Here is a 25,646-nt window from a genome sequence, read left to right as displayed (position 1 = left end):
GATGAGAGATTTTATTCTTGGAAATGAAAAGGTAAGAAATCATTTAAATGATTCTATAAAAAAGAATACCATTTCACATGCATATATTTTATCCGGAGACAGGGGAGTGGGAAAGTCAAAAATAGCAAAAGAATTTGCTATGAAGCTTATATGTGAAAAGCATACAGGCTGTGGAGAATGTTCGGCATGCAGACAGTTTTCGGCAAATTCATATCCCGACTTTTTTTATATGGATGCGCAAGGCAAGGAGAGCATCGGAATTGACAGAATCCGTGAAAATATAGTTGCGGATGTTGCAATAAGACCATATCATGGGAAGATAAAAATATATGTGATAGATGAGGCGGATAAAATGACTGTCGGTGCACAGAATGCTCTTTTAAAGACTATAGAAGAACCGCCGGACTATGTTGTAATATTATTGCTTGTAAAAAACAGCAGTCTACTTCTTGAAACCATCAGGAGCAGATGTATAAAGCTTTTGCTGACTGCGGTAAGTAATGAGAGAATTAAAAAATGGCTTATTGAAAACGGTACGAATGAGAATATTGCCACAGTAGTGGCATCCTATTCAAACGGTGCTCCGGGCATTGCAAAGTCAATGGCTGAGTCGGAGGATTTTGCCGGTGTATATGAGAAGAATGTGGAGTTTTTGAAAAAAATCTCGGAAGTAGGTATAAATGATATACTTGAATTTATTGAAGAATTGAAGAAAAGAACCGCCGGATTTAAGGAATTTATAAATTTTCTCAGACTATGGTATAGAGATATCTGTATCTTAAAGCTTACAAAAAAAATAGAGAACCTTGTATTTATAAGGGAAGAAAGTATCATTTTGAGACTTTCAAGAGAATATACACTTAAGAAGATAAATAGTATAATAGATCTGATAGATGAGACGGAGATTAGGCTAAACTCCAATGTCAGTGGAGATACGGTAATGGAATTGCTTTTTATTGGCCTTAGAAAATAGGAGAGAATGATGAGAGTAATAGGCGTTAGGTTTAGGGAAGTGGGAAATATCTGCTACTATGATCCTGATGATTTTGATATAGAAGTAAATGACAGAGTGATAGTGGAGACGGAGAGGGGTATTGAATGCGGCAGAGTAATATTGGGTGCAAGAGAGCTGAGTGAAAACTACGAAAAACCTCTAAAAAAGATAATAAAAAAAGCTGACAGCGAGGATATTCTAAGATGTGAGGAAAATATCAAAAAGGAAAAAGAGGCATTTGATATATGCAAGGCAAAGATAATAGAACTTGATTTGCCTATGAAGCTTATTTGTGCAGAATATACTTTTGATAATGCGAAGGTATTGTTTTACTTCACCGCAGAATGCAGAGTGGACTTTAGAGAACTGGTAAAGATACTCGCATCTATTTTCAGAGTAAGAATAGAGCTAAGGCAGGTCGGTGTAAGAGATGAAACCAAGATGGTCGGCGGTATGGGATCATGTGGAAGAGCGCTTTGTTGTCACAGCTATCTCTCGGATTTTGTACCCGTGTCCATAAAGATGGCAAAGGAACAGAGCCTGTCTTTGAATCCTGCCAAAATAAGCGGTGTATGCGGAAGACTTATGTGCTGCTTAAAAAATGAGTCCGACACCTATGAGTATTTAAACAAGAAGATGCCAAAGGAAGGTGTCTGTGTATGTACTCCTGCAGGAGAGACAGGAGTTATAGTTTCTACAAGTGTACTAAGACAGACTGTAAAGGTATTGGTGACAAAGTCTGAGGATGCAAAGGAAATAGAAGAGTATTCTTTAAGTGAAATAAGAATACAGGCTTGATATCATGAAAAATGAATTGTTAAAAGAAGAATTGGGAGAAAGACTTGATGATTTACAATGCAATAATCTTTTTCTTATACAAAATCCGTCAAAGTTTTGTTTTGGCATAGATGCAGTGCTTTTGGCAAATTTTGTCAAGGCGAAAAATGGCGGACATATTATAGATTTATGTACCGGAAGCGGAATAGTACCGGTACTTTTAAGTGCAAAAACTTCGGCAAAAAGGATAACGGGGATTGAGATACAAAAAGATATTGCGGATATGGCAAACAGAAGTGTACTCTATAATTCTTTGGAAGAAAAAATAGATATAATAAATGATGATATTGCTAATGCATTAAAATATATAAAGCCTTGCAGCGTAGATACAATCAGCGTAAATCCTCCATATATGAAGGATACTACAGCTATCAAAAATCCTGATTTACCTCTTGCCATTGCAAGACATGAATTGCTTACAGATCTTGAAACCGTAGTAGGCATTTCAGGAAAACTTTTAAAAGAAAACGGTAAGTTTTTTATGATACATAAGCCAAGCAGACTTTCTGAAATATTTGCAGTATTAAAGAAAAACAGAATAGAGCCGAAGAGAATAAGATTTGTTCATCCCTATATAAATAGTAAGGCAAATCTTGTTTTGATAGAGGGGATAAAGGGATCGGGAGTCTGGCTGGATGTGGAACCGCCTTTAGCAGTCTATAAGGATAAAAATGTATATACGGATGAGGTCTTGAAAATATATGGCAGGTAAAATATATTTGGTGGCTACACCTATAGGAAATCTTTCCGATATGAGTATGAGGGCAATTGATACTTTGAAAAATGTGGACATTATAGCCTGTGAAGATACCAGAAATACTATAAGACTTTTAAATCATTTTGAAATAAAAGGGCATTTGACCTCATATCATGAGTATAATAAAATAGATAAGGCGTATGAGCTTTGTGAAAAGGTAAAGGAGGGCAAGAATATTGCCTTTGTTTCAGATGCGGGAATGCCTGCAATATCGGATCCGGGCTATGAGCTTTGTGAGATTGCATATAAAGAGGGTATAGAGGTAACTATAATCCCCGGTGCTAGTGCCGTGGTATCAGCATTGGCAATAAGCGGTATCAGCTCAAGGAGATTTTGCTTTGAAGGTTTTTTACCTGCTGATAAGAATGAAAAAAAAGAAATACTGACAGAGCTTTCACAGGAGAGCAGAACCATTATTCTGTATGAAGCTCCGCACAGACTTTTAAAAACCTTAAAGGAGCTTTTTGAATATCTTGGAAATAGAAATATATCCATAGTCAGAGAACTTACAAAATTGCATGAAGAAGTTTTAAAGGGTAATCTGGAGGCTATAATAGCTGATTATGAAGCGGAAAAGATTGTTGTCAGGGGTGAATATGTGTTGGTGATAGAGGGAAAGAGTCTTTTGGAGAAAAGGGAAGAAAGACAAAAATCTTTTGAGGAAATCAGTATAAAAGAACATTATGAGAAATATATATCCGAGGGCATGGATAAAAAAGAGGCTATGAAAGCTGTGGCTAAGGATAGGGGCATACAAAAGAGGGAAGTATATAAGGAACTTTTGTAATATAAGGAGGAAATATGAGAATCGGAATAGGAAATGACCATACAGCTGTAGAGTTAAAGGATATTATTGCAGAGCATTTAAAGGATTCAGGCTTTGAGGTGGTGGATTTTGGAGCAAAGGCGGGAGAGAGATGTGATTATCCGGTGCCGGGAAAAGCTGTGGCTGAGGCTATAGCTGCAGGAGAGCTTGACAGAGGTGTGCTTATTTGCGGTACGGGAATAGGTATATCATTGGCGGCAAATAAGGTTCCTGGAATCAGGGCTGCGGTCTGCTCAGAGCCTTATTCGGCGAAGATGGCGGCGCTTCATAATAATGCCCAAATTATTGCATTCGGTGCAAGAGTAGTAGGCTCCGAGATGGCTAAGATGATTGTAGATACCTTTTTAGGTACTGAGTTTGAGGGTGGAAGACATCAAAACAGGCTGGATATTATCAGTGAAATAGAAGAAAAGTATTCAAGGTAAAATATATGGGAATAGCTAATTGGTTTAATTTTGAAACTGCAAAACAAAAAAAGAAAAGAATGGACAGATATTATAAAAAGCTTTATCCATTCGGTGAAGAACAAAAAAGCTGGGAACAAAACAGGTTAAATGAAGTCTTTCCAAAGAATAAAAAGACAAAGAGCTATCATTTTGAGCTTTTGATTCTGCGTGAAAGCATTGCAAATCTCTCAGACACGTATATTTATGATGAAGATGAAGAGCGCCCGAGTGTGGAAGAGGTAATTAAAAACTGGAAAGAAAAAGAGACGGTTTATAGATTAAAGCCTGAGGAAAAACAGCAGATATTGGATATTGCGCTTGAAGAGATGGAAAAGTTCAGCAAGTAAGAGGCTGTGAATATAAGAGAAACAAAAGAATAATATACTGATACGGAGGTAGAGTATGTGGCTATTGTTTGGTGGCGGAGCGGTTATTTTTGCATTCTTGAATATAGTATTGACGCTTGGAGACAGAAGCCCAAGGCTTTTCGGCTTTATAAGTTTATCATTGACAGCATTGACCGTATGTTCTTTTTACTCTGACGGGGCAAGACGACTTGCAGAGGATGATTTGTCAGGTCTGAGAGATATAATGCCCATAATGAGCTATGTACTATGGTTTTGCACAATAATGTCAATTTTATTGAATGCTATTCCGTTTTTGAAAAGCAAAAGAAAATAAATTTTAAATTGGTGTTACTTTGTATCTTGTATGCTGAAAGCTGTTATTGTTTAACCCTTGAAATAGAAGCATACATTATGATTACATATATTAACTTTATTTGGAGAGTCTTATGAATAAAAAGGTATTAACAGTACAGGATATTTCATGTTTCGGACAGTGCTCAACTACAGTAGCATTGCCAATCCTTTGTGCCTGCGGTGTGGAAACAGCTATTATGCCGTCAGCTATACTTTCCACGCATACCGGAGGCTTTAACGGCTTTACTTTCAGGGATCTGACTGAGGATTTACCAAAGATTATGGAGCACTGGGTAAAAGAGGGTATAAGCTTTGATGCCATATATACCGGATATTTGGGAAGTAAAAGACAGATAGAAATAGTTATAGATTTATTTAAGAATATTTTAAAATCTGACGGCATAAGGATAGTTGATCCTGCAATGGCTGATAATGGGAAACTTTATACCGGCTTTGATACATCCTTTGTAAATGAGATGAGGAATCTTATCGGATTTTCAGATATAATACTTCCGAATATGACAGAGGCGGGACTTCTTACAGACAGTGAAATAATACTTGAAAATCAGACAGATGAATATATTAAGGATATTATATATAAGTTGAAAGCTTTGGGGGCAAAAAATATTGTATTAAAGGGTGTTAAAAATGTAGAGGGTAAGCTTGGAATAGCAATATATGAGGCGAATACAGACAGCATTGATATATTCTATACCGACAGAATCAAAAAGGATGCCCATGGTACAGGAGACTGTTATGCGGCTGCATTTACCGGCTGCCTTATGCAGAGAAAGAGTTTGGGAGAGGCTGTAAAGGTTGCTGCGGAATTTGTTTCCGAGGCTATATTAAAGACGATGGATGATGAGAGTCATTGGTATGGTGTAAAGTTTGAAAAAGCTCTGCCGGTGTTAATAAGAGAGTTGAATAAATGATAAAAATAGATGTGGGAGATATACTTACATTAAAAAAGCCACATCCCTGTGGTTCGCATGAATGGGAAGTGCTTAGAATCGGTCAGGATTTGAGGCTGAAATGTACAGGCTGCGGACATCAGATGATGATTGCAAGAAAGAGTATAGAAAAAAATATTAAATCAAAAGAAAAAGGAAAAGATATACAATGAGTATTTTGAATGTGGAAAATTTGAGCCATGGTTTTGGTGATAGAGCTATTTTTGATAATGTTTCCTTCAGAATGCTAAAAGGTGAACATATAGGGCTTGTAGGTGCCAATGGAGAAGGAAAGTCTACATTTATGAGTGTAGTTACCGGAAAGCTTATGCCTGATGAGGGCAAGATAGAATGGGCTAAGAATGTACAGATAGGATATCTGGATCAGCATTCGGTATTGGAAGAGGGTATCAGTATAAGAGATGCTCTAAGAGCCGCATTTGATCAGCTTTTTGATATGGAAAAGAGAATGAATGAGATCTGTGATATGCTCACAACAGCTGATGAAAGTCAAATGGATGAGCTTATGGAGGAACTTGGCACTATACAGGAACTTTTGATGGCACATGATTTTTATACTATAGATGCAAAAGTTGAAGATGTGGCAAATGCATTGGGGCTTACTGATATAGGTTTGGACAGGGATGTAACCGAACTTAGCGGAGGTCAAAGAACAAAAATTCTTTTGGCAAAGTTATTATTGCAAAAACCTGATATTTTACTGCTGGATGAGCCGACAAACTATTTGGATGCGGAACATATAGAATGGCTGAAGAGGTATTTGCAAGATTATGAGAATGCCTTTGTACTTATATCTCATGATATACCGTTCCTTAATTCTGTGGTAAATATTATATATCATATGGAAAATCAAGAGTTGAACAGATATGTGGGAGATTATAATAAATTCCTTGAAGTATATGAGGTGAAGAAGAAACAGTTGGAAGCCGCATACAATCGTCAGCAAAAGGAAAGAGAAGAGCTTGCCGATTTTGTTGCCAGAAATAAAGCCAGAGTTGCTACAAGAAATATGGCAATGAGCAGGCAAAAAAAGCTTGATAAGATGGATATTATAGAACTTGCGGCAGAAAAACCGAAACCGGAGTTTAACTTTAAAGAGGCAAGAACACCGGGTAAGACCATATTTGAAACAACAGATCTTGTAATAGGCTATGATACACCGCTTTCAAAACCTATAAATGTAAGGATGGAAAGAGGCGAAAAGATTGCCATGTTCGGAGCGAACGGCATCGGAAAATCCACTCTTTTAAAGAGTATTCTTGGACTTACACCTGCACTGTCGGGTAAGAGTTCTTTGGGGGATTATCTGGAGATAGGATATTTTGAGCAGGAAAGCGATAATAAGTCAAAAAACACATGTATTGAGGAGCTGTGGAGTGAGTTCCCGGGATACAGCCAGTATGAAGTCAGATCGGCACTGGCAAAATGCGGTCTTACCACTAAGCATATAGAGAGCCTTTTTAGAGTGCTTTCAGGTGGAGAGCAGGCAAAGGTAAGACTTTGTAAGCTTATTAACAGACCTACAAATATTCTTTTCCTTGACGAGCCTACAAACCATTTGGATGTGGACGCAAAGGAAGAACTTAAAAGAGCATTGAAGGCATATAAGGGAAGTATACTTTTGATATGCCATGAGCCTGATTTTTATGAGAATTTTATAACAGGAACAATTGACTGCAAAGAATGGTCTTTGAGGATGTAAGAATTATATTGAATGAAATTTTTTATCTTGGCGATTAAGAATAAAAGCTTAGTCGCCTTTAATTTATAGTGTAAAAACTTTGATAATATTATTGAAAAATAAGGAGATATCATTTAGATGGTTCTTTTTATTACGGCTCTAATATAACAATATAATAAACTTAACAAGCGATATTAAATGGTGTGTAATTAGAATATATAAAAAAGGAATCAATTATGAATTTTTATGATTTAAGTGTGGAAGCGGCGGATGGAAACAGAGTTTTGATGAGTAATTTTAAGGGTAAAGTTGTTTTGGTGGTAAATACAGCTACAGGATGTGGTTTCACACCTCATTATAAAGCATTGCAGGAGATGTATGAAAAGTACCATGAGAAAGGGCTTGAGATAGTAGATGTACCATGTAATCAATTTCGTGGACAGGCGCCGGGTACAGATGAAGAGATACATCAGTTTTGCACATTAAAATACAATACAGGATTCCCTCAGATGAGAAAAGCTGATGTAAATGGAGAAAATGAAATAGAACTGTTCAGATATTTAAAGAAAGAGAAGGGCTTTGAGGGTTTTAAAGCCGGAATCAAGGCTTTAGGGATGGCAGCAATATTAAAACTGACAGACAGAGATTATAAGAAGAATCCTGATATTAAGTGGAATTTTACAAAGTTTGTTATAGATAGAGACGGGAAGGTGGTAGCAAGATTTGAGCCTACCGTAGATATGAAAAAGGTGGAAGAGTGTGTGGCAGCTTTAATATAAAATTTTGGTACAATTTTTAGAAGAAATCTGTTAAAACAAGGTTGACATGACTCTGTGTTGGGTGTAGAATAAGACCACTGTCCTTAAGGAGCTGTTAAAAGATAATCGAATTTTTCTAAAAGTGATTATAAATTGTTGTTGACATAATGTGAAAGATTTGATATCATATTAAAGCTGCTCAAAAAGAACAGTAAAAGTTCAGAAAAACTTAAAAATAATTTAAAAAAGTTGTTGACAAGATAAAATGAACTTGATATAATAGTTAAGCTGTTTCAAACAGCAAAGCAATGAACCTTGATAATTTAAGATTAAACAGTACACACAACCCTGAAAATTCTACATATTTCGCATATTTTTCTTGGTGAAAGTGAGCGTAAGCGAAACTTGAATTTAGAAAAATAGCGCACCTCGTCGAGCGTAGCGAGATGATGGTGTTACATATAAATATGATGAGATTTCAGATGCATTTTTCACTTGATGAAAACGAGCGAAAGCTTGTTTCATATCTTAGTGAAAAACTAGTTCTTCGTATGAGTGAAATGAGTACGATAGAACAACCTTTAAAAAAACAGTAGATCTGTGAAAACAGATGCAAGCTAGCGAGAAGGCTAGATTAAACTTTTATATGAGAGTTTGATCCTGGCTCAGGATGAACGCTGGCGGCGTGCTTAACACATGCAAGTCGAACGAAGCTGCTTAAAGGAAGTTTTCGGATGGAATTTAGGTAGACTTAGTGGCGGACGGGTGAGTAACGCGTGGATAACCTGCCTTATACAGGGGGATAACGGAGAGAAATTTCCGCTAACACCGCATAAGACCACAGCACCGCATGGTGCAGGGGTAAAATATTTATAGGTATAAGATGGATCCGCGTCCGATTAGCTGGTTGGTGAGGTAGAGGCTCACCAAGGCGACGATCGGTAGCCGGCCTGAGAGGGTGAACGGCCACATTGGGACTGAGACACGGCCCAAACTCCTACGGGAGGCAGCAGTGGGGAATATTGGACAATGGGGGAAACCCTGATCCAGCGACGCCGCGTGAGTGAAGAAGTATTTCGGTATGTAAAGCTCTATCAGCAGGGAAGAAAATGACGGTACCTGACTAAGAAGCCCCGGCTAACTACGTGCCAGCAGCCGCGGTAATACGTAGGGGGCAAGCGTTATCCGGATTTACTGGGTGTAAAGGGAGCGCAGACGGCAATGCAAGTCTGAAGTGAAAGGCGTGGGCTCAACCCATGAACTGCTTTGGAAACTGTATAGCTTGAGTGTCGGAGGGGTAAGCGGAATTCCTAGTGTAGCGGTGAAATGCGTAGATATTAGGAGGAACACCGGAGGCGAAGGCGGCTTACTGGACGACAACTGACGTTGAGGCTCGAAGGCGTGGGGAGCAAACAGGATTAGATACCCTGGTAGTCCACGCAGTAAACGATGAATACTTGGTGTCGGAGAGGTAAACTCTTCGGTGCCGCAAGCTAACGCATTAAGTATTCCACCTGGGGAGTACGTTCGCAAGAATGAAACTCAAAGGAATTGACGGGGACCCGCACAAGCGGTGGAGCATGTGGTTTAATTCGAAGCAACGCGAAGAACCTTACCAAATCTTGACATACTCTTGAATAGACTTGTAATGAGTCTAGTCTTTCGGGACAAGGGATACAGGTGGTGCATGGTTGTCGTCAGCTCGTGTCGTGAGATGTTGGGTTAAGTCCCGCAACGAGCGCAACCCTTGTCGTCAGTAGCCAGCATTAAGATGGGCACTCTGACGAGACAGCCGGAGATAATCCGGAGGAAGGTGGGGATGACGTCAAATCATCATGCCCCTTATGATTTGGGCTACACACGTGCTACAATGGCGTAAACAAAGTGAAGCAAAGCTGCGAAGCCAAGCAAATCACAAAAATAACGTCTCAGTTCGGATTGTAGTCTGCAACTCGACTATATGAAGCTGGAATCGCTAGTAATCGCAGATCAGAATGCTGCGGTGAATACGTTCCCGGGTCTTGTACACACCGCCCGTCACACCATGGGAGTCATCAATGCCCGAAGTCAGTGACCTAACCCACACTGGTAAACATAAAGCTGTGATTGCTTTTTTTACTTGGCGAAAGCGAGCCGAAGGCGAAGCTTAAGTCTTAGTAAAAAAGTAGTTCTTCATACGAACGAAGTGAGTATGATAGAACGTCCTTAGAAATTATAGCAGTAAATTGTGTTTAGCAGTGTGGGAAGGAGCTGCCGAAGGCAGGGAGGATAACTGGGGTGAAGTCGTAACAAGGTAGCCGTATCGGAAGGTGCGGCTGGATCACCTCCTTTCTATACATTTTTCACTTAATGAAAACGAGCCGAAGGCGAAGTTTGAGTGTTAGTGAAAAAGTAGTTCTTCATACGAACGAAGTGAGTATGATAGAACATCATTAAAGGCTTTAGTAGGGGTTGTGAGTACTGTTTAGTATTAAATTGCCTGGTGCAAAATACTAAAAATCAACATTAGCGGTGTCGATGCGTCTGGGGGACACACCCGTTCCCATTCCGAACACGATGGTTAAGACTCAGTCGGCCGATGGTACTATATTGGAGACGATATGGGAGAGTAGGTGGATGCCGCTTTATTTTTCACTTGATGAAAGCGAGTGAAGCGAAGCTTGAATCTTAGTGAAAAAGTACACCTCATCGAGCAAAGCGAGATGATGGTGTTACCATATAGAAGAGATTACATCAGATATTCCTTTGGAGAGGATGAAAGATGTTGGAGTTCGAATCTTTAAATCTCATTTGCGGAGAATTTGAGAAGTTTTCTGCATAAGATGTACCTTGAAAACTGCATACCAAACGAGAAATTATATAAATATTTTATAATTAGACATCCGAGGTACTAATTACAAATGTAGTTAGTATTTAATGCATTATTTACTTGATGAAAATGAGCGAGAGCTTGTTTGGATTCCGGTAAATAAGTAGTTCTTCATATAAACAAAGTAAGTGTGAAGAACATCAAAAATAATAAATTTTAAATATAGTGTATGATACACGCTAGTGTCATACAAACACTAAATCTATATGATTTAAGAGGTTAAACATAAAGAGCGTAGGGTGGATGCCTAGGCACTGACAGCCGAAGAAAGACGTGACAAGCTGCGAAAAGCTGCGGGGAGAAGCACATATTCAGTGATCCGCAGATGTCTGAATGGGGAAACCCGCTTGGAAGGACTCCAAGCATCTGTATGCCAATACATAACATACAGAAGGGAACCCGGTGAACTGAAACATCTAAGTAGCCGGAGGAAAAGAAAACAACAGTGATTGCGGGAGTAGTGGCGAGCGAAACCGTAAGAGCCCAAACCGTGGTGCGTGCACTGCGGGGTAGAGGACTGCAAAAGGAGAAAGATATATTACCTGAACCGTTTTGGAAAAGCGGGCCAAAGAGCGTGAGAGCCGTGTAAGGGAAAATGTATAAAATCCTGCAGTATCCGGAGTACCACGAGACACGAGAAACCTTGTGGGAAGCAGGGGGGACCACCCCCCAAGGCTAAATACTAGTCAGTGACCGATAGCGTATAGTACTGTGAAGGAAAGGTGAAAAGAACCCCGGGAGGGGAGTGAAAAAGAACCTGAAACCCTATGTTTACAAACTGTGGAACACCGCAAGGTGAACCGCGTACTTTTTGTAGAACGGTCCGGCGAGTTACATGTACAGGCAAGGTTAAGTATTAAAGATACGGAGCCGAAGGGAAACCAAGTCTTAATAGGGCGAGTTAAGTCAGTATGTGTAGACCCGAAACCGGGTGATCTATCCATGTCCAGGTTGAAGTTTGCGTAAAAGTGAATGGAGGACCGAACGCACATCCGTTGAAAAGGGTGGCGATGAGGTGTGGATAGGGGAGAAATTCCAATCGAACCCGGAGATAGCTGGTTCTCCTCGAAATAGTTTTAGGACTAGCCTCGTTAACAGTCTACCGGAGGTAGAGCACTGAATTTTTGCGGGGGCGTCAAAGCCTACCAAGAGATATCAAACTCCGAATGCCGGCTAGATGATAAACGGGAGTCAGACTACACGAGATAAGTTGGGTAGTCAAAAGGGAAAGAGCCCAGACCTACGGCTAAGGTCCCAAAGTGTGTGTTAAGTGGAAAAGGATGTGGGATTTCAAAGACAGCTAGGATGTTGGCTTAGAAGCAGCCATACATTAAAAGAGTGCGTAACAGCTCACTAGTCGAGAGGTCCTGCGCCGAAAATGTCCGGGGCTAAACACAACACCGAAGCCTGGGAATGTATTTTATACATTGGTAGAGGAGCATTCTTATAAGCGTAGAAGCCATACCGGAAGGAGTGGTGGAGTAATAAGAAGAGAGAATGCCGGAATGAGTAGCGAGAAAGAGGTGAGAATCCTCTTGGCCGAATATCTAAGGTTTCCTGAGTAAAGCTGATCTACTCAGGGTAAGTCGGGGCCTAAGGCAAGGTCGAAAGACGTAGTCGATGGATAACAGGTACAGATTCCTGTACTACATATAATCAGAACTGTGGGGACACGGAGACTGAAAACCGAACCCGGGAGGACAAAAACCGGGGCAAGCGAAGTACCTGTATGGGAGGCAAATCCACCATATAAAGGGAAAACGTGATGCGTACCGAAAATTAGTAGGGAAGTCGGATAGGGAGCCGTCAAGAAAAGCCGCTATTGCATTATATGTACCCGTACCGCAAACCGACACAGGTAGATGAGGAGAGAATCCTAAGGCCGGCGGGAGAAGCATTGTTAAGGAACTCGGCAAAATGACCCCGTAACTTCGGGAGAAGGGGTGCCACTTTAAAAGAGTGGTCGCAGAAAAAAGGCTCAAGCAACTGTTTAGCAAAAACACAGGTCTATGCGAAACCGTAAGGTGAAGTATATGGGCTGACGCCTGCCCGGTGCCGGAAGGTTAAGAGGAGAAGTCAGGAAACGAAGCTTTGAATTGAAGCCCCGGTAAACGGCGGCCGTAACTATAACGGTCCTAAGGTAGCGAAATTCCTTGTCGGGTAAGTTCCGACCCGCACGAAAGGCGTAATGATTTGAGCGCTGTCTCAACAATGCACCCGGTGAAATTGAAGTACCAGTGAAGATGCTGGTTACCCGCGCCAGGACGGAAAGACCCCATGGAGCTTTACTCCAGTTTGGTACTGGGATTCGGTAATACTCGTACAGGATAGGTGGGAGACATTGAGGCATGAACGCCAGTTTATGCAGAGTCGCCGTTGGGATACCACCCCTGTATTGCTGGATTTCTAACCTGCAGCCGTTAGCCGGTTGGGGGACAATGCCAGACGGGGAGTTTGACTGGGGCGGTCGCCTCCGAAAGAGTATCGGAGGCGCTCGAAGGTTCCCTCAGAATGGTCGGAAACCATTCAAAGAGTGCAAAGGCAGAAGGGAGCTTGACTGTGACACCGACGGGTGGAGCAGGTACGAAAGTAGGACTTAGTGATCCGGTGGTATAAAGTGGGATTGCCATCGCTCAACGGATAAAAGCTACCCTGGGGATAACAGGCTTATCACTCCCAAGAGTTCACATCGACGGAGTGGTTTGGCACCTCGATGTCGGCTCATCGCATCCTGGGGCTGTAGCAGGTCCCAAGGGTTGGGCTGTTCGCCCATTAAAGCGGTACGCGAGCTGGGTTCAGAACGTCGTGAGACAGTTCGGTCCCTATCCGGCGTGGGCGTAAGATATTTGAGAGGAGCCGTCCTTAGTACGAGAGGACCGGGACGGACTGACCGCTGGTGTACCTGTTGGAGAGTAACTCCATGGCAGGGTAGCTATGTCGGGACGGGATAAACGCTGAAGGCATCTAAGCGTGAAGCCCCCCTTAAGATGGGATATCTCATGTGAAAACAGTAAGACCCCTTGAAGACTACGAGGTAGATAGGGCCAAGATGTAAGTACAGTAATGTATTAAGTTGATGGTTACTAATAGGTCGAGGGTTTAACCAAAAGATAGGAAAAATTTATAAGAAATGTAGTTTGGTAGGCAGTTTTGAAGGCATATGCGCGAGTGGCTCAGTTGGTGGAGTACGACCTTGCCAAGGTCGGGGTCGCGGGTTCGAGTCCCGTCTCGCGCTCTTTTAGAAGTCTTTTTTAAGACTTCTTTTTTATTATATGTAAAACAATATACTTTTCTAACCGGTAAAATCATAAATCCCATCTACAGTGGAAAGGATATATTATACGCACATGTAAGCAGTAATGATAAAAGTCTTTAAGGATGTAAAACCTCATACTTTATGTATAAAAAAGCAAACATAAGATATAATATGATATTTTTTCTTGACATTGGTGTATTAGATGGTATACTTAAATAGTAATGATTCTTATTTTTAGAAAGGGATATACATGAAGGATCTAAAATACAGTAGACAAAGGGAGGCTATCTTAGACAACTTGAAGTCTAGAGTCGATCATCCTACAGCTGATATGCTCTTTCAGTCACTACGAAAAGATGATCCTAAGATTAGCTTAGGCACTGTTTATCGAAACCTCGGATTGCTCGCCGAGCTTGGTCGAATAAACAAGATTTCCGGTCAAAACGGAATCGAAAGGTATGATTATAATACCACCGAACATTATCATTTTTCATGTAAGGCATGTTCAAAGCTCATTGATTTGCCGGCTGATATCGTTAAAGATTTAAACGATAAGGCGATGCACAGTGATATAGGTGTGGTAGAAAATCATTCACTTATTTTTTATGGCTATTGTAAGGAATGCTATCAAAAAATGCTCTATATGGATTCCAAAAAGGCTGTATAGCCTTCGAGTCCATTCTGATGGTATTTCATACAAATATAGTAACAATTTGATATTTATTAGGAGGAAATTTTTATGTCAAAGTACGCAGGAACAAAAACAGAGAAGAACTTAATGGATGCATTTGCAGGTGAGTCACAGGCTAGAAATAAATACACATACTATGCTTCAGTTGCTAAGAAAGCAGGTTATGAGCAGATGGCAGCTCTTTATCTTGAAACAGCAGAGCAGGAGAAGGAGCATGCAAAGATGTGGTTTAAGGAGTTCCACGGAATCGGAACACCTGAGGAGAACCTTGTAGATGCGGCAGCAGGTGAGAACTTTGAGTGGACAGATATGTATGCTCGTATGGCAAGAGAAGCAAGAGAAGAAGGCTTTGAGGCTCTTGCAAAGAAGTTTGAGCTTGTAGCTAAGGTAGAGGCAAGCCATGAGAAGAGATATCTTCAGCTTCTTGAGCATTTAAAGAATGATGGTACATTCAAGGGAGATGCTCCTCTTGGATGGAAGTGCCGTAACTGTGGATATATCCATGAGGGTGCTGATGCTCCTACAGTATGTCCATGTTGTGCTCATCCACAGGCATACTTTGAGAGAATGACTGTAAACTACTAATATTATAGTAGATATAGGATCTTAAAATTAGGTATAAATTTAAAGGCTCCCCGACTGCCCGAATCGGGGAGCTTTTTAATATTTAATGCAACTATAGTCAAATACAGTAAAGATGTGATATAATAATATGTATTGTTTTATGATAGAGAGAAGGCAAGCTAAACTTGCTATTATTAAAACGAAATAAAATATTTTGGAGGTCAATATGGCAGAAGAGACAATGAAAGATTTTGAGAAGGAGCTTGAAGAGTCATATAAGAATATGGACACAAAAGAGGATCCGGAAGCAGGCAAGTGGGATGTCTTTGAAAAGATGTTAACCGAAAAAACAGTATCAAAGGTTAAAATCACAGAGGTTGTTAAGGGTGGATGTATTGCATTTCTTGAGGAAGTAAGAGCATTTATACCGGCAAGCCAGCTATCAACACAGTATGTAGAGAATCTTGACGAGTTCCTCGGAAAGAGTCTTGAAGTTATTGTAATTACAGCAGAGCCTGCAAAGAAGAAACTTGTTCTTAGTCACAGAGCAATAGAGAAGGAAGAGGCTAAGAAGGAGAGACAGGCAAAATTTGACAGTGTAAAAGTAGGTGATGTTCTTGAGGGTAAAGTAGACTCAATCAAGGACTATGGTGCATTTATAGATCTTGGAGACGGAATTTCAGGATTATTACATGTATCTCAGATTTCAAATCAGAGAGTAAAGAACCCTGCAGCTGTACTTAAAGAGGGTGAGACTGTAAAGGTAAAAGTTACAGGAATAAAAGACGGTAAGATTTCACTTTCAAAGAAGGCACTTGAGGAGAATGTAGAGCCTAAGGATCCTTCAAAGGGATTTAAGTATGTTGAAAAAGGTGTTGCATCAACATCTTTGGCAGGATTATTAAAGGACATAAAATTAGACTAGAGGAGGCTTTATATGTCAGAAAGTAAAGCAAAAGCTTTGCAAAAAGAACTTTCATTTGAATATCCTCATATAGCAAAAGTATCTCCTGAGCAAATAGCAAAAGCTCAGGAGTTTGCTAATGGTTATAAAGATTTTTTGAACAGGTCAAAGACTGAAAGAGAAGTGGTAAATGAGGTTGTAAAATTGCTTGAAGCCAATGGATATACAGTTTTTGACCCTAAAAAGACTTATAAAGCCGGGGATAAAATATATAAAGTAAACAGAAAAAAAGCAATACTTGCATCCACTATCGGTAGCGAGCCTATAAAGGAAGGAATAAGAATCAACGGAGCTCATATAGATTCTCCAAGAATTGATCTCAGACCGAATCCGCTGTATGAAAAGAGTGAAATATCATATTTTAAAACTCATTACTATGGCGGAATCAGAAAGTATCAATGGGCAACTATACCGCTTTCCATGCATGGAGTGATCTTTAAAAAGGATGGAAGTTTTGTAGAGATAAATCTTGGTGAAGGCGAGGATGATCCGGTATTTTATATAAGTGATCTGCTCCCTCATCTTTCAAGCAAGCAGGATCAAAGAAAGCTGTCTGAGGGTATCAAGGGAGAGGAATTAAACATATTCCTGGGTACATTACCATTTGATGATACCGATGATGTGAAGGATTCTGTAAAATTAAAGACTCTTGAGATCCTACACAATATGTATGGGATCACAGAGAGAGATTTTGCCAGAGCGGAGATAGAGTTTGTACCTGCAACAAAGGCAAGAGATATCGGACTCGACCGTTCACTTCTAGGCGGTTACGGACATGATGACAGAGTATGTGCATATCCTGCAATAATTGCAGAGATAGAGGCTAAGAATCCAAGATATACAACACTTACAATACTTGCGGATAAAGAAGAAATCGGTTCTGCGGGAAATACAGGTTTGCATTCGCATTTTGTATATGACTTTATAGAGTATTTATCAGAATGCTTCGGTGCGGATGTAAAGGAAGTATGTGAAAAGTCGGCATGTCTTTCATCAGATGTCAATGCGGCATTTGATCCTACATTCCCTGATGTGTTTGAGCCTAAGAACTCATCATATTTGAACAGGGGCTGTGTACTTACCAAGTATACAGGTTCCAGAGGAAAAGCAGGTTCATCAGATGCGAGTGCCGAATTTATGAATAAAGTTATATCAATAATGGAAGCAAATGATGTACATTGGCAGGTTGGAGAACTTGGCGCCCTTGATATAGGCGGCGGCGGAACTATTGCACAATATGTTGCAATGATGAATATAGATGTAGTAGATTTGGGAGTTCCCGTAATCTCTATGCATTCACCATATGAGGTGATATCTAAATTAGATTTATATAATACATATCTTGCATTTAAAGCATTTTATAAATGATTTAATTTAGTGATATAAGCAAGATGAAAGGTTTTTTATTTATGAAATTAAAAAAGTTAGCTTTGATAGGTATGGTAGTTTTGGCAACAATGAGTGCTTGTGGAAAAAAGAGTACAGAAGAGAGCACTGAGACACAAACAACTGTAGAGGGAGAAACACAGGCAGATGCAGAAAGACCGAGTGAATACGGTAGTGCCGAACTTGGAACATATAAGGGTGTTGAAATACCCAATATAGATATAAGCGTAAGTGACGCAGATGTTGAGTCACAGATAAACACAGAGTTATTACAGGATCCGGATGTAGCTGAGGTAACAGACAGGGCTGTACAGGAAGGTGATACAGTAAATATAGATTACGTCGGAACAAAGGATGGCGTGGCTTTTGACGGAGGCACAGCTTCAGGATATGATTTAGTTATCGGAAGCCATACCTTTATTGAAGGATTTGAGAGTGGACTTATAGGACACAATATCGGTGAAGATGTAAAGCTTGATCTTACATTCCCGAAAGACTACGGCAATGAAGAATTAGCAGGAGCGGCTGTAGTTTTTGATGTAAAGATAAATAAAATATCGGTATCAACACCGGCAGCACTTACAGATGAGTGGGTAAACAGACATACCAACGGTGCGCAGACTACAGTTGATGCTTACAAAGCATTGGTGAGAACCAATCTTGAGGAACAAAGAAAGAAGAGCGCAGAATCACAGGACCAATATAATGCATTAACTGCAGCAGTGCAAAATGCAAAATTTAAGATGAATGATGCAGCTATTGAATATGAATACAACAATAGCTTTAAGCCTATAGAAGCAATGCTTACACAGTACAATATGACTCTTGATGATTATGCACAGGCTTACGGCATGACAGGCGACGGACTAAAAACCGAACTTAGAAATCAGGCTGAAAACTTTGTAAAGCAGACTATTCTTATAAGAGAAGTATATAAGAAAGAGAAGATGTCCCTCACAGATGCCGATTATCAATTGATAGTTGATATGAATGGCGGAACCATGACCAAGGATGAACTTATAAAGAAAAACGGTCAGGACAATGTTGATGAGATTGCAAAGGCGTATAAGGTTGTTAATTTCCTTGTAGAGAATGCTAAAAGAAGTGATGTAACAGTAAGTATCACAGGAGAGACTTTAAGCGGTGGAGAAGGTGAAAGTACCACAGCTGAAAGTAGTAAGGCTGCACAATAATGAAAGCACTATTCTTTGATATAGATGGAACTTTGATTGATAATGAAACAAAGCAGGTTCCAAAATCCGCATTAAAGGCTATAAAAGAGGCTAAAGCGGCAGGGCATTTGACATTTATCAATACGGGAAGAGTGGAATGTATAATAGAAAATATTAAAAACAGATTTAATATGGACGGTTATATATGTGGATGCGGAACACAAATAGTCATTGGTGATAAGACCATCTTTGAAAAGAGGATAGAACATAACAGAGGTATTGAAATAAAAAGGCTGCTAAAGAAATATAATCTTGACAGCATACTGGAGGCAAGGCAGGGGATTTATTTTCCTGCCAAACCTTTTGTATATCCTGAAATAACAGAGAGAATATATGATGCAATGTGTTCTGTTATAGAGCCGTCCTTAGGAGAATTTGACAGGAATGACTATGAATTTGATAAATTCTGTATTATAGAGGATCCGAGATTTTCAAGAAGTGATATAAAATCTTTTATTGATGAATGTCAGGATTTTGATATAATAGACCGTGGTGCAGGTTTTTATGAATGTGTACCAAACCCTTGTTCAAAGGGGAAAGCGGTGCTTCAAGTGCTTGATTATTACAATATAGCATTGGAAGATGCTTATGTATTTGGGGATAGTATGAATGATTTGCCTATGTTTACCTGTGGTGTAAAAAACAGAATACTGCTTGGTGAACATGATACGGCATTGGAAGAATATGCTACATACTTTGCAAAAAAAGTATCGGAAGATGGAATATATTTGTCAATGAAGGAATTAAATCTTATATAAATTTTCATTGAACTTAGTATTTGGAGAAATTATGTTTTTTAAGGATGTTTGGAAGGATGTACAGGCGGTAAAGGAGAGAGATCCGGCAGCCAGAAGTGCATTTGAAGTTTTATTTTTATATCAAGGTATCCATGCTCTTATTATGCACAGGATTGCACATTGGTTTTATAAAAAGCATATGTTTTTTATAGCAAGATGGATATCACAGATTTCAAGATTTTTTACATTGATAGAAATTCATCCGGGAGCCGAAATAGGCACGGGGGTACTTATAGATCATGGTGTAGGTGTTGTAATAGGAGAGACAGCTGTTGTCGGTGATAATTGTACTCTGTATCAGGGTGTAACTTTGGGAGGTGTAGGAACTGCCAAGGGAAAGCGACATCCTACTCTCGGTAAAAATGTAATGGTGGGTGCAGGTGCAAAGATTCTTGGCTCATTTGAGGTAGGAGATAATGCCTCTATTGGAGCAAATTCAGTTTTGCTAAAACCTTTGGAAAGTCATTCTACAGCAGTAGGTATACCTGCTAAACCTGTAAAACTCAATGGACAGTCGGTGGAGAAAAAACATAAATTGGCGCAGGTAAATGCCGATATTTCTAAACTGGCGGAGACTATAGATATACTTAATGTGAAGCTAAGTCAAATGGAAGAACTTTTAAGGTCAAATGGTATTGATACAAGTATTTTTGAAAATGACAGAGATACCATGGAGTTTACCGATTGGATAATTTAATGAAAGCGAAATTAAATGCAGGCAGCAGACGGTTGGGAGTCGGGTATTCGATTTCCGATCTGTCTGCTTTTTTAGAAGAAAAGGCATTCATATATTTACTTAGATGTAATGACAACAGTTTATACTGTGGCTGGAGCAGTGATATAATAAAAAGATTAAAATCACATAATGCAGGAACCGGTGCAAAGTATACAAGAGCCAAATTACCGGTGAAATTAGTATATTTTGAGGTATATGAAGATAAAATACAGGCGATGAAAAGAGAGTATGAAATAAAACAATTGACCAAGCTTGAAAAGGAAATTTTAATAGATGGATATAAAAATATTATATGAGGATGAAGATATTATAGTTGCAGTAAAGCCCAGAGGAATATCAAGTCAGTCAAGCAGCGGATTTGAGGATGATATGGTAAGTTTATTAAAAAAACATCTGGGTAAGGATGCTTATATAGGTGTGATACACAGACTTGATAAAACGGTTTATGGAATAATACTATATGGCAAGACCAAAGTAGCCACAGAGATTTTAAGCAATGAACTCAGAAAAAAGAATATAGAGAAAACTTATGAGGCTTTAGTGGAAGGTCTACCTGAAAATAAAGAAGGAGAGCTTAGAGATTATCTGAAAAAATACGATAATAATATAAGTAAGGTTGTTGATAAAAACACTCCGGGAGCAAAAGAATCTGTTTTAAAGTACAGTGTGGAGGAATCATATCAAAGAGATGATACTTTTATTACAAGGCTTAGAATAAATTTATTGACGGGGAGGCATCATCAGATAAGACTACAATGTGCAGAACATGGATTCCCACTATTCGGTGACTTTAAATACAATAAAAGGCTTCAAAAACAAAGACTTGAGTATGATAAAGTACTTGCCTTGGCAGCTGTAGAACTTAGATTTAAGCACCCGAAAACAAAGGAAAAATTAATTTATAAAATTGATGCGGATTTTTAAAAAAAACTATTGACAAAGGCAGTATTAAGTGATAAAGTTAGGGAGTACTAACCAAGAGAAATAAAGTTTCTTTAATAAATAAAACGGAGGTAGGTATGCCCGTTGAAATAGTAAAGAGGCTTGCATCGAATGACGAGAATAATGTGGAGCTTAGGCTTATCATTCAAAATGCAGCAGTATTGAAGGGGAGAAGGATGTCCGGAATGCTCTTTTTGAATGACAAAGAGTTAGCCATCATAAGCAAAAAACTACATAATACAAACATCAGCTTGATGATTCTTTGCACTTGTAAGAAAAGACATTTGGTAATGATTTACAGGGCAAATGAGTTAAAAGAGTATCTTAAAAGATCGGAGGTTAGTGATTATCTGAGAGAGTTCGGATATAGGAGAGATGATTTTATATCAAATCTTATTAGATTGCATCAGAGAATGAACGGCTTTTATAATAAGATTAAGGAGTTTCCTCATGAAGTAGGTATTTTCCTTGGGTATCCGATATGTGATATAAAGGGCTTCCTTGAAAATAAAGGGGAGAGGTATTTACATAGCGGGTATTGGAAGATATATGGAAATCTGGAGGAAACCAGAGAAAAGTTTTTAAGCTATGATGAGGCTAGAGAGATTGCTATCGACGAGTTTTTGGCCGGAAGAGGGCTGGAAAGCATTGCTTGTTGATAATAGTTTATATGCCTATGAAAAATATTCTTTTGAAGGAGTAAAAATATGGAAAAAGCAATCATCGTTTATTGGAGTTCAACAGGAAACACAGAGGCTATGGCAAATATAATAGCTGATGGTGTAAAGGCTGCGGGCGGAACACCTGAAGTAGTATTTGTAGACAGTGTAAATGTAGACGAATTATTGGCACAGCCGGCATTTGCTATAGGATGTCCTGCAATGGGAGCTGAGGAGCTTGATGAGTCAGTTGAGAGCTTTATGTCAGATATTGAAGGCAAATTATCAGGTAAGAATGTTCTTTTATTCGGTTCATACGATTGGGGCGATGGAGAATGGATGAGATTATGGGCAGAGCGTGTTCAAAACGCAGGAGCAACTGTTATCGGTGGAGAAGGTATTATTGCAAACCTTGAGCCTGATGATGATGCAAAAGCTGCATTGGAAGCAGCAGGAAAGCAGTTAGCTGCATTTTAATTTTGGTCTTACATTAGGAAAACCTAATTTAAGATATGATGGCGAAAGCTGTCATAATATATAGTGGGACGGCGAAAGCCTCCTCACAAACAATATGGTGGTGCAAACTATCATATACTATCAAGTAAGACTTGAGCAACCTTATTTGATAATATACAGTGTTACACATATTGAAATTTCCTCTTACTTAAAAGACAGGCCTTGAGCAAGCCTGTCTTTTTCTTGTAAAATAATCAATATAAAAAATAGTAGTCGGAATATTTCAAGTAAAACAGTTTTTCGCTTGACATAAACAGGATGTCATAGTATAATCTCACGGAACTAGTTAGATTATGTATTAAAGTCGCCACATACGCCGGTATAGTGGTTTTTTTCTAATCTTAAATATACTAGAATTGAAGTTGAAGTTTTGACTTCAAAATAAATAAGAGAATGGACAATTTTACTTAAGAGTGAAATAGAAGTCAAAATGGAGGAAATATGGCAGAAAAAAAGCATATATTAACTTATGAGGGACTTAAAAACTTAGAAGAAGAGTTACAGGATTTAAAGGTTAATAAGAGAAAAGAAATAGCTGAAAAAATAAAAGAGGCTAGAGAGCAGGGAGATCTCTCAGAGAATGCAGAATATGATGCTGCCAAGGATGAGCAAAGAGATATAGAGGCAAGAATCGAGCAGCTTGAGAATCTGCTAAAGAATGCGGAAGTAGTTGTAGAGGATGAGGTTGACCTGGATACTATAGGTATCGGATGTATGGTGAAGATTCTTGACAAGGATTTTGATGATGAGCTTGATTTTAAGATCGTAGGTTCTACAGAGGCAGACTCACTTGCGGGAAAGATAAGCAATGAGTCACCGCTCGGTAAAGCATTACTTGGTAAAAGAATCGGGGAAACTGCAGTTGTAGAGACACAGGCAGGTGTTTCAGAATATATGGTATTGGAAATACAAAGAGTATCTTAAGGAGGAAGTATGGCAAATAGCAATGAACCAATGACAACAGAAGACCTGAATCATATTTTAAGGGCCAGAAGAGATAAGCTGTCCGAGTTACAAGCGGCAAACAATGACCCTTTCTTTATCACAAAATATGATGTGGATAAACATAGTACGGATATAAAGGACAACTTTGAGGAATTAGACGGAAAAAGTGTCAATATTGCAGGCAGACTTATGTCAAAGCGTGTCATGGGTAAGGCATCATTTTGTCATGTACAGGATTTAAAGGGAAGAATACAGGCGTATGTAGCAAGAGATGCTGTAGGTGAGGATGAATACAAGGCGTTTAAAAAGCTTGATATCGGTGATATTGTAGGTATTACAGGTGATGTTTTCAAAACTCAGACAGGTGAAATAAGCTTACATGCTACAAAGGTAGAACTACTTTCAAAGAGTTTAAAGCCGCTTCCTGAGAAATTCCATGGGCTTACAGATACAGATACCAGATATCGTCAAAGATATGTTGATCTTATAATGAATGAGGATGTAAAGGATACATTTATAAAGAGATCAAAAATCATAACAGAGATCAGAAAATTTTTAGATGGTCAGGGCTTTATGGAAGTAGAAACACCAATGCTTGTAAGCAATGCGGGCGGTGCTGCGGCAAGACCTTTTAATACACATTTTAATGCATTGGATGAAGATGTAAAGCTTCGTATTTCACTTGAGCTATATCTTAAGAGACTTATAGTAGGTGGAATGGAAAGAGTATATGAGATAGGCAGAGTGTTTAGAAACGAGGGTGTTGATACAAGACATAATCCTGAGTTTACATTGATGGAGCTTTATCAGGCATATACAGACTATCACGGCATGATGGATTTGACTGAAAATATGTTCAGGCATTTGGCAGAGGTGGTTTGTGGAAGTACTACAATACCTTATGCAGAGGCAATGATCGATCTTGGAAAGCCTTTTGAGAGAATTACAATGGTTGATGCCATAAAAAAATATTCAGGCATTGATTTTGAAGAAATAGAGACTACAGAGGCGGCAAAGGCACTGGCAAAGGAAAAGGGTATTGAGTTTGAAGAACGCCATACCAGAGGTGATATCATAAATCTTTTCTTTGAAGAATTTGTAGAGGATAAGCTTATACAGCCTACATTTGTAATGGATCATCCTATAGAAGTGTCACCGCTTACAAAGAAGAAGCCAAGCGATCCAAGATATGTAGAAAGATTTGAGCTCTTTATCTATGGTAGAGAGATGGCAAATGCGTACTCGGAGCTTAATGATCCTATAGACCAAAGAGAGAGATTCCTTGCACAGGAGGAGGCTTTTGCAGCAGGAGACGAGGAAGCAAATCATACAGATGAAGACTTCTTAAATGCACTTGAGATCGGTATGCCACCTACAGGAGGTATCGGATACGGTATTGACAGACTTGTAATGTTGCTTACAAATTCACCTGCTATCAGGGATGTATTGCTCTTCCCTACAATGAAGAGTCTTGATAAGTCAAATACAGCCGGAAATGATACAGACTCAGTCAACTCAAAGAGCGGTTTCTTTACACCGAATGAGAAGATAGATTTTTCAAATGTAAAGATAGAGCCACTTTTTGAAGAATGTGTAGATTTTGAGACATTCTCAAAATCAGATTTCAGAGCTGTAAAGGTAAAGGATTGTGTAGCAGTGCCAAAGAGTAAGAAACTTTTACAGTTCACTCTGGATGACGGAACAGGTAAGGATAGAACAATCCTTTCAGGTATTCATGATTTCTATGAGCCGGAGGAACTTGTCGGAAAGACACTTATTGCTATCACAAATCTCCCGCCAAGAGCAATGATGGGTATTGAGTCATGTGGTATGCTCTTAAGTGCGATAAATGGGTTTAAAGATGGTGATGGAGAAGAACTTCACCTTATAATGGTGGATAATCATATACCGGCAGGAGCGAAGTTGTACTAATTAAAGAAAACATGATTGGATAAAAATGTATAAATGAAGCGGATGGGAGGATACTTCCATCCTTTTTTAGTGTGATTTTATAATTATATGTTTAGTCAAGTCGTATATATTATCGGTAGAAACAGGATATGGCTTCTATTATTCTCAAATTAAGAGATAGCGTCATTTGATAAAAAATCTCGACTG

Annotated in this window: 26 protein-coding genes, 1 tRNA gene and 3 rRNA genes; all 30 read left to right on the top strand. The window is 39.2% G+C overall.

The genetic code is table 11. The features are described 5' to 3' along the window. Position 1: 1 nt before the first annotated feature. The 30 genes from holB to lysS all read left to right on the top strand — a co-directional run bounded on the left by holB (position 2) and on the right by lysS (position 25,460). Positions 2-973, top strand: a complete 972-nt coding sequence (holB, locus tag J4O15_RS01065; RefSeq protein WP_208099375.1) for a DNA polymerase III subunit delta' — start codon at positions 2-4, stop codon at positions 971-973. A 9-nt stretch (positions 974-982) separates the two neighbouring features. Next, positions 983-1,792, top strand: coding sequence for a PSP1 domain-containing protein (locus J4O15_RS01060; protein ID WP_208099374.1), 810 nt, complete (start codon positions 983-985; stop codon positions 1,790-1,792). Positions 1,793-1,796: 4 nt separating this feature from the next. Beyond that, a complete protein-coding gene (locus J4O15_RS01055) occupies positions 1,797-2,543 on the top strand; it encodes a tRNA1(Val) (adenine(37)-N6)-methyltransferase (protein WP_208099373.1) in 747 nt (248 codons plus the stop codon). Next, positions 2,533-3,375 carry a 16S rRNA (cytidine(1402)-2'-O)-methyltransferase gene (gene rsmI, locus J4O15_RS01050; RefSeq protein ID WP_009219764.1) on the top strand — a complete coding sequence of 281 codons (843 nt, stop codon included), beginning with the start codon at positions 2,533-2,535 and terminating at the stop codon, positions 3,373-3,375. The genes J4O15_RS01055 and rsmI overlap by 11 nt, the downstream gene beginning before the upstream one ends. A 14-nt stretch (positions 3,376-3,389) precedes the next feature. Beyond that, complete coding sequence (gene rpiB, locus J4O15_RS01045) at positions 3,390-3,839, top strand: ribose 5-phosphate isomerase B (RefSeq protein ID WP_009219763.1); 450 nt, start codon at positions 3,390-3,392, stop codon at positions 3,837-3,839. 5 nt (positions 3,840-3,844) lie between these two features. Further along, positions 3,845-4,207: a hypothetical protein gene (locus J4O15_RS01040; RefSeq protein WP_208099372.1), complete on the top strand. Its 363-nt coding sequence runs from the start codon at positions 3,845-3,847 to the stop codon at positions 4,205-4,207. A 55-nt stretch (positions 4,208-4,262) separates the two neighbouring features. Next, positions 4,263-4,541 carry a hypothetical protein gene (locus J4O15_RS01035; RefSeq protein ID WP_009219761.1) on the top strand — a complete coding sequence of 93 codons (279 nt, stop codon included), beginning with the start codon at positions 4,263-4,265 and terminating at the stop codon, positions 4,539-4,541. Positions 4,542-4,653: 112 nt separating this feature from the next. Continuing rightward, positions 4,654-5,493, top strand: a complete 840-nt coding sequence (locus tag J4O15_RS01030) for a pyridoxamine kinase (protein WP_208099371.1) — start codon at positions 4,654-4,656, stop codon at positions 5,491-5,493. Continuing rightward, a complete protein-coding gene (locus tag J4O15_RS01025; RefSeq protein ID WP_208099370.1) occupies positions 5,490-5,684 on the top strand; it encodes a DUF951 domain-containing protein in 195 nt (64 codons plus the stop codon). The genes J4O15_RS01030 and J4O15_RS01025 overlap by 4 nt, the downstream gene beginning before the upstream one ends. Continuing rightward, complete coding sequence (locus J4O15_RS01020; protein ID WP_208099369.1) at positions 5,681-7,234, top strand: ABC-F family ATP-binding cassette domain-containing protein; 1,554 nt, start codon at positions 5,681-5,683, stop codon at positions 7,232-7,234. The genes J4O15_RS01025 and J4O15_RS01020 overlap by 4 nt, the downstream gene beginning before the upstream one ends. Positions 7,235-7,449: 215 nt before the next feature. Continuing rightward, positions 7,450-7,992, top strand: a complete 543-nt coding sequence (locus tag J4O15_RS01015) for a glutathione peroxidase (protein ID WP_208099368.1) — start codon at positions 7,450-7,452, stop codon at positions 7,990-7,992. A 425-nt stretch (positions 7,993-8,417) separates the two neighbouring features. Continuing rightward, on the top strand, positions 8,418-8,567 hold the full coding sequence (locus J4O15_RS01010; protein ID WP_208100284.1) for a hypothetical protein: 150 nt from the start codon (positions 8,418-8,420) through the stop codon (positions 8,565-8,567). Between the two features lie 46 nt (positions 8,568-8,613). Then, positions 8,614-10,302: ribosomal RNA gene (locus J4O15_RS01005) — 16S ribosomal RNA — on the top strand. 176 nt (positions 10,303-10,478) lie between these two features. Further along, positions 10,479-10,596 (top strand): 5S ribosomal RNA (gene rrf / locus J4O15_RS01000). Positions 10,597-10,619: 23 nt separating this feature from the next. Continuing rightward, positions 10,620-10,754 carry a hypothetical protein gene (locus J4O15_RS16070; RefSeq protein ID WP_279544977.1) on the top strand — a complete coding sequence of 45 codons (135 nt, stop codon included), beginning with the start codon at positions 10,620-10,622 and terminating at the stop codon, positions 10,752-10,754. Between the two features lie 303 nt (positions 10,755-11,057). Continuing rightward, positions 11,058-13,947, top strand: a 23S ribosomal RNA gene (locus J4O15_RS00995). Together the 16S, 23S and 5S rRNA genes with 1 tRNA gene alongside form the textbook arrangement of a ribosomal RNA operon. Positions 13,948-14,002: 55 nt before the next feature. Beyond that, positions 14,003-14,075 (top strand) — tRNA-Gly (locus tag J4O15_RS00990). A 271-nt stretch (positions 14,076-14,346) separates the two neighbouring features. After that, the gene (locus J4O15_RS00985) at positions 14,347-14,763 is read left to right on the top strand and encodes a Fur family transcriptional regulator (RefSeq protein WP_208099367.1); all 417 of its coding nucleotides are present in this window, start codon (positions 14,347-14,349) and stop codon (positions 14,761-14,763) included. Between the two features lie 72 nt (positions 14,764-14,835). Further along, entirely contained in the window at positions 14,836-15,372 is a 537-nt protein-coding gene (rbr, locus tag J4O15_RS00980; RefSeq protein WP_009219421.1) for a rubrerythrin, read from the top strand. Positions 15,373-15,577: 205 nt separating this feature from the next. Beyond that, on the top strand, positions 15,578-16,276 hold the full coding sequence (locus J4O15_RS00975) for a S1 RNA-binding domain-containing protein (protein ID WP_009219422.1): 699 nt from the start codon (positions 15,578-15,580) through the stop codon (positions 16,274-16,276). A gap of 12 nt (positions 16,277-16,288) precedes the next feature. After that, positions 16,289-17,683: an aminopeptidase gene (locus J4O15_RS00970; RefSeq protein ID WP_208099366.1), complete on the top strand. Its 1,395-nt coding sequence runs from the start codon at positions 16,289-16,291 to the stop codon at positions 17,681-17,683. 41 nt (positions 17,684-17,724) lie between these two features. Further along, positions 17,725-18,894: a trigger factor gene (gene tig / locus J4O15_RS00965; protein ID WP_208099365.1), complete on the top strand. Its 1,170-nt coding sequence runs from the start codon at positions 17,725-17,727 to the stop codon at positions 18,892-18,894. After that, complete coding sequence (locus J4O15_RS00960) at positions 18,894-19,691, top strand: HAD family hydrolase (RefSeq protein ID WP_208099364.1); 798 nt, start codon at positions 18,894-18,896, stop codon at positions 19,689-19,691. Before tig ends, J4O15_RS00960 begins: the two co-directional genes overlap by 1 nt. Before the next feature lie 31 nt (positions 19,692-19,722). Further along, entirely contained in the window at positions 19,723-20,427 is a 705-nt protein-coding gene (cysE, locus tag J4O15_RS00955) for a serine O-acetyltransferase (RefSeq protein ID WP_208099363.1), read from the top strand. After that, a complete protein-coding gene (locus tag J4O15_RS00950; protein ID WP_009219427.1) occupies positions 20,427-20,762 on the top strand; it encodes a GIY-YIG nuclease family protein in 336 nt (111 codons plus the stop codon). Before cysE ends, J4O15_RS00950 begins: the two co-directional genes overlap by 1 nt. Further along, the gene (locus J4O15_RS00945) at positions 20,740-21,390 is read left to right on the top strand and encodes an RluA family pseudouridine synthase (RefSeq protein WP_208099362.1); all 651 of its coding nucleotides are present in this window, start codon (positions 20,740-20,742) and stop codon (positions 21,388-21,390) included. The genes J4O15_RS00950 and J4O15_RS00945 overlap by 23 nt, the downstream gene beginning before the upstream one ends. A 95-nt stretch (positions 21,391-21,485) precedes the next feature. Then, positions 21,486-22,067, top strand: a complete 582-nt coding sequence (locus J4O15_RS00940) for a DUF3793 family protein (RefSeq protein WP_208099361.1) — start codon at positions 21,486-21,488, stop codon at positions 22,065-22,067. Positions 22,068-22,115: 48 nt separating this feature from the next. Then, positions 22,116-22,544, top strand: coding sequence for a flavodoxin (locus tag J4O15_RS00935; protein ID WP_009219430.1), 429 nt, complete (start codon positions 22,116-22,118; stop codon positions 22,542-22,544). Between the two features lie 480 nt (positions 22,545-23,024). Then, positions 23,025-23,507, top strand: a complete 483-nt coding sequence (greA, locus tag J4O15_RS00930; RefSeq protein WP_009219431.1) for a transcription elongation factor GreA — start codon at positions 23,025-23,027, stop codon at positions 23,505-23,507. Positions 23,508-23,516: 9 nt separating this feature from the next. Then, positions 23,517-25,460, top strand: a complete 1,944-nt coding sequence (gene lysS / locus J4O15_RS00925) for a lysine--tRNA ligase (protein WP_208099360.1) — start codon at positions 23,517-23,519, stop codon at positions 25,458-25,460. The last annotated feature ends 186 nt before the right edge of the window (positions 25,461-25,646 follow it).

This window comes from Lachnoanaerobaculum sp. Marseille-Q4761, assembly GCF_017565785.1.
Taxonomy (GTDB): domain Bacteria; phylum Bacillota; class Clostridia; order Lachnospirales; family Lachnospiraceae; genus Lachnoanaerobaculum.
The sequence above is the reverse complement of the archived record's forward strand: the minus strand, read 5'-3'. Positions and strand labels throughout refer to the sequence as shown.

Bases quoted from the DNA above. Each gene is read 5' to 3' on its own strand.
- holB (WP_208099375.1), top strand. From the start codon at position 2: ATGAGAGATTTTATTCTTGGAAATGAAAAGGTAAGAAATCATTTAAAT.
- J4O15_RS01060 (WP_208099374.1), top strand. From the start codon at position 983: ATGAGAGTAATAGGCGTTAGGTTTAGGGAAGTGGGAAATATCTGCTAC.
- J4O15_RS01055 (WP_208099373.1), top strand. From the start codon at position 1,797: ATGAAAAATGAATTGTTAAAAGAAGAATTGGGAGAAAGACTTGATGAT.
- rsmI (WP_009219764.1), top strand. From the start codon at position 2,533: ATGGCAGGTAAAATATATTTGGTGGCTACACCTATAGGAAATCTTTCC.
- rpiB (WP_009219763.1), top strand. From the start codon at position 3,390: ATGAGAATCGGAATAGGAAATGACCATACAGCTGTAGAGTTAAAGGAT.
- J4O15_RS01040 (WP_208099372.1), top strand. From the start codon at position 3,845: ATGGGAATAGCTAATTGGTTTAATTTTGAAACTGCAAAACAAAAAAAG.
- J4O15_RS01035 (WP_009219761.1), top strand. From the start codon at position 4,263: ATGTGGCTATTGTTTGGTGGCGGAGCGGTTATTTTTGCATTCTTGAAT.
- J4O15_RS01030 (WP_208099371.1), top strand. From the start codon at position 4,654: ATGAATAAAAAGGTATTAACAGTACAGGATATTTCATGTTTCGGACAG.
- J4O15_RS01025 (WP_208099370.1), top strand. From the start codon at position 5,490: ATGATAAAAATAGATGTGGGAGATATACTTACATTAAAAAAGCCACAT.
- J4O15_RS01020 (WP_208099369.1), top strand. From the start codon at position 5,681: ATGAGTATTTTGAATGTGGAAAATTTGAGCCATGGTTTTGGTGATAGA.
- J4O15_RS01015 (WP_208099368.1), top strand. From the start codon at position 7,450: ATGAATTTTTATGATTTAAGTGTGGAAGCGGCGGATGGAAACAGAGTT.
- J4O15_RS01010 (WP_208100284.1), top strand. From the start codon at position 8,418: ATGATGGTGTTACATATAAATATGATGAGATTTCAGATGCATTTTTCA.
- J4O15_RS00985 (WP_208099367.1), top strand. From the start codon at position 14,347: ATGAAGGATCTAAAATACAGTAGACAAAGGGAGGCTATCTTAGACAAC.
- rbr (WP_009219421.1), top strand. From the start codon at position 14,836: ATGTCAAAGTACGCAGGAACAAAAACAGAGAAGAACTTAATGGATGCA.
- J4O15_RS00975 (WP_009219422.1), top strand. From the start codon at position 15,578: ATGGCAGAAGAGACAATGAAAGATTTTGAGAAGGAGCTTGAAGAGTCA.
- J4O15_RS00970 (WP_208099366.1), top strand. From the start codon at position 16,289: ATGTCAGAAAGTAAAGCAAAAGCTTTGCAAAAAGAACTTTCATTTGAA.
- tig (WP_208099365.1), top strand. From the start codon at position 17,725: ATGAAATTAAAAAAGTTAGCTTTGATAGGTATGGTAGTTTTGGCAACA.
- J4O15_RS00960 (WP_208099364.1), top strand. From the start codon at position 18,894: ATGAAAGCACTATTCTTTGATATAGATGGAACTTTGATTGATAATGAA.
- cysE (WP_208099363.1), top strand. From the start codon at position 19,723: ATGTTTTTTAAGGATGTTTGGAAGGATGTACAGGCGGTAAAGGAGAGA.
- J4O15_RS00950 (WP_009219427.1), top strand. From the start codon at position 20,427: ATGAAAGCGAAATTAAATGCAGGCAGCAGACGGTTGGGAGTCGGGTAT.
- J4O15_RS00945 (WP_208099362.1), top strand. From the start codon at position 20,740: ATGGATATAAAAATATTATATGAGGATGAAGATATTATAGTTGCAGTA.
- J4O15_RS00940 (WP_208099361.1), top strand. From the start codon at position 21,486: ATGCCCGTTGAAATAGTAAAGAGGCTTGCATCGAATGACGAGAATAAT.
- J4O15_RS00935 (WP_009219430.1), top strand. From the start codon at position 22,116: ATGGAAAAAGCAATCATCGTTTATTGGAGTTCAACAGGAAACACAGAG.
- greA (WP_009219431.1), top strand. From the start codon at position 23,025: ATGGCAGAAAAAAAGCATATATTAACTTATGAGGGACTTAAAAACTTA.
- lysS (WP_208099360.1), top strand. From the start codon at position 23,517: ATGGCAAATAGCAATGAACCAATGACAACAGAAGACCTGAATCATATT.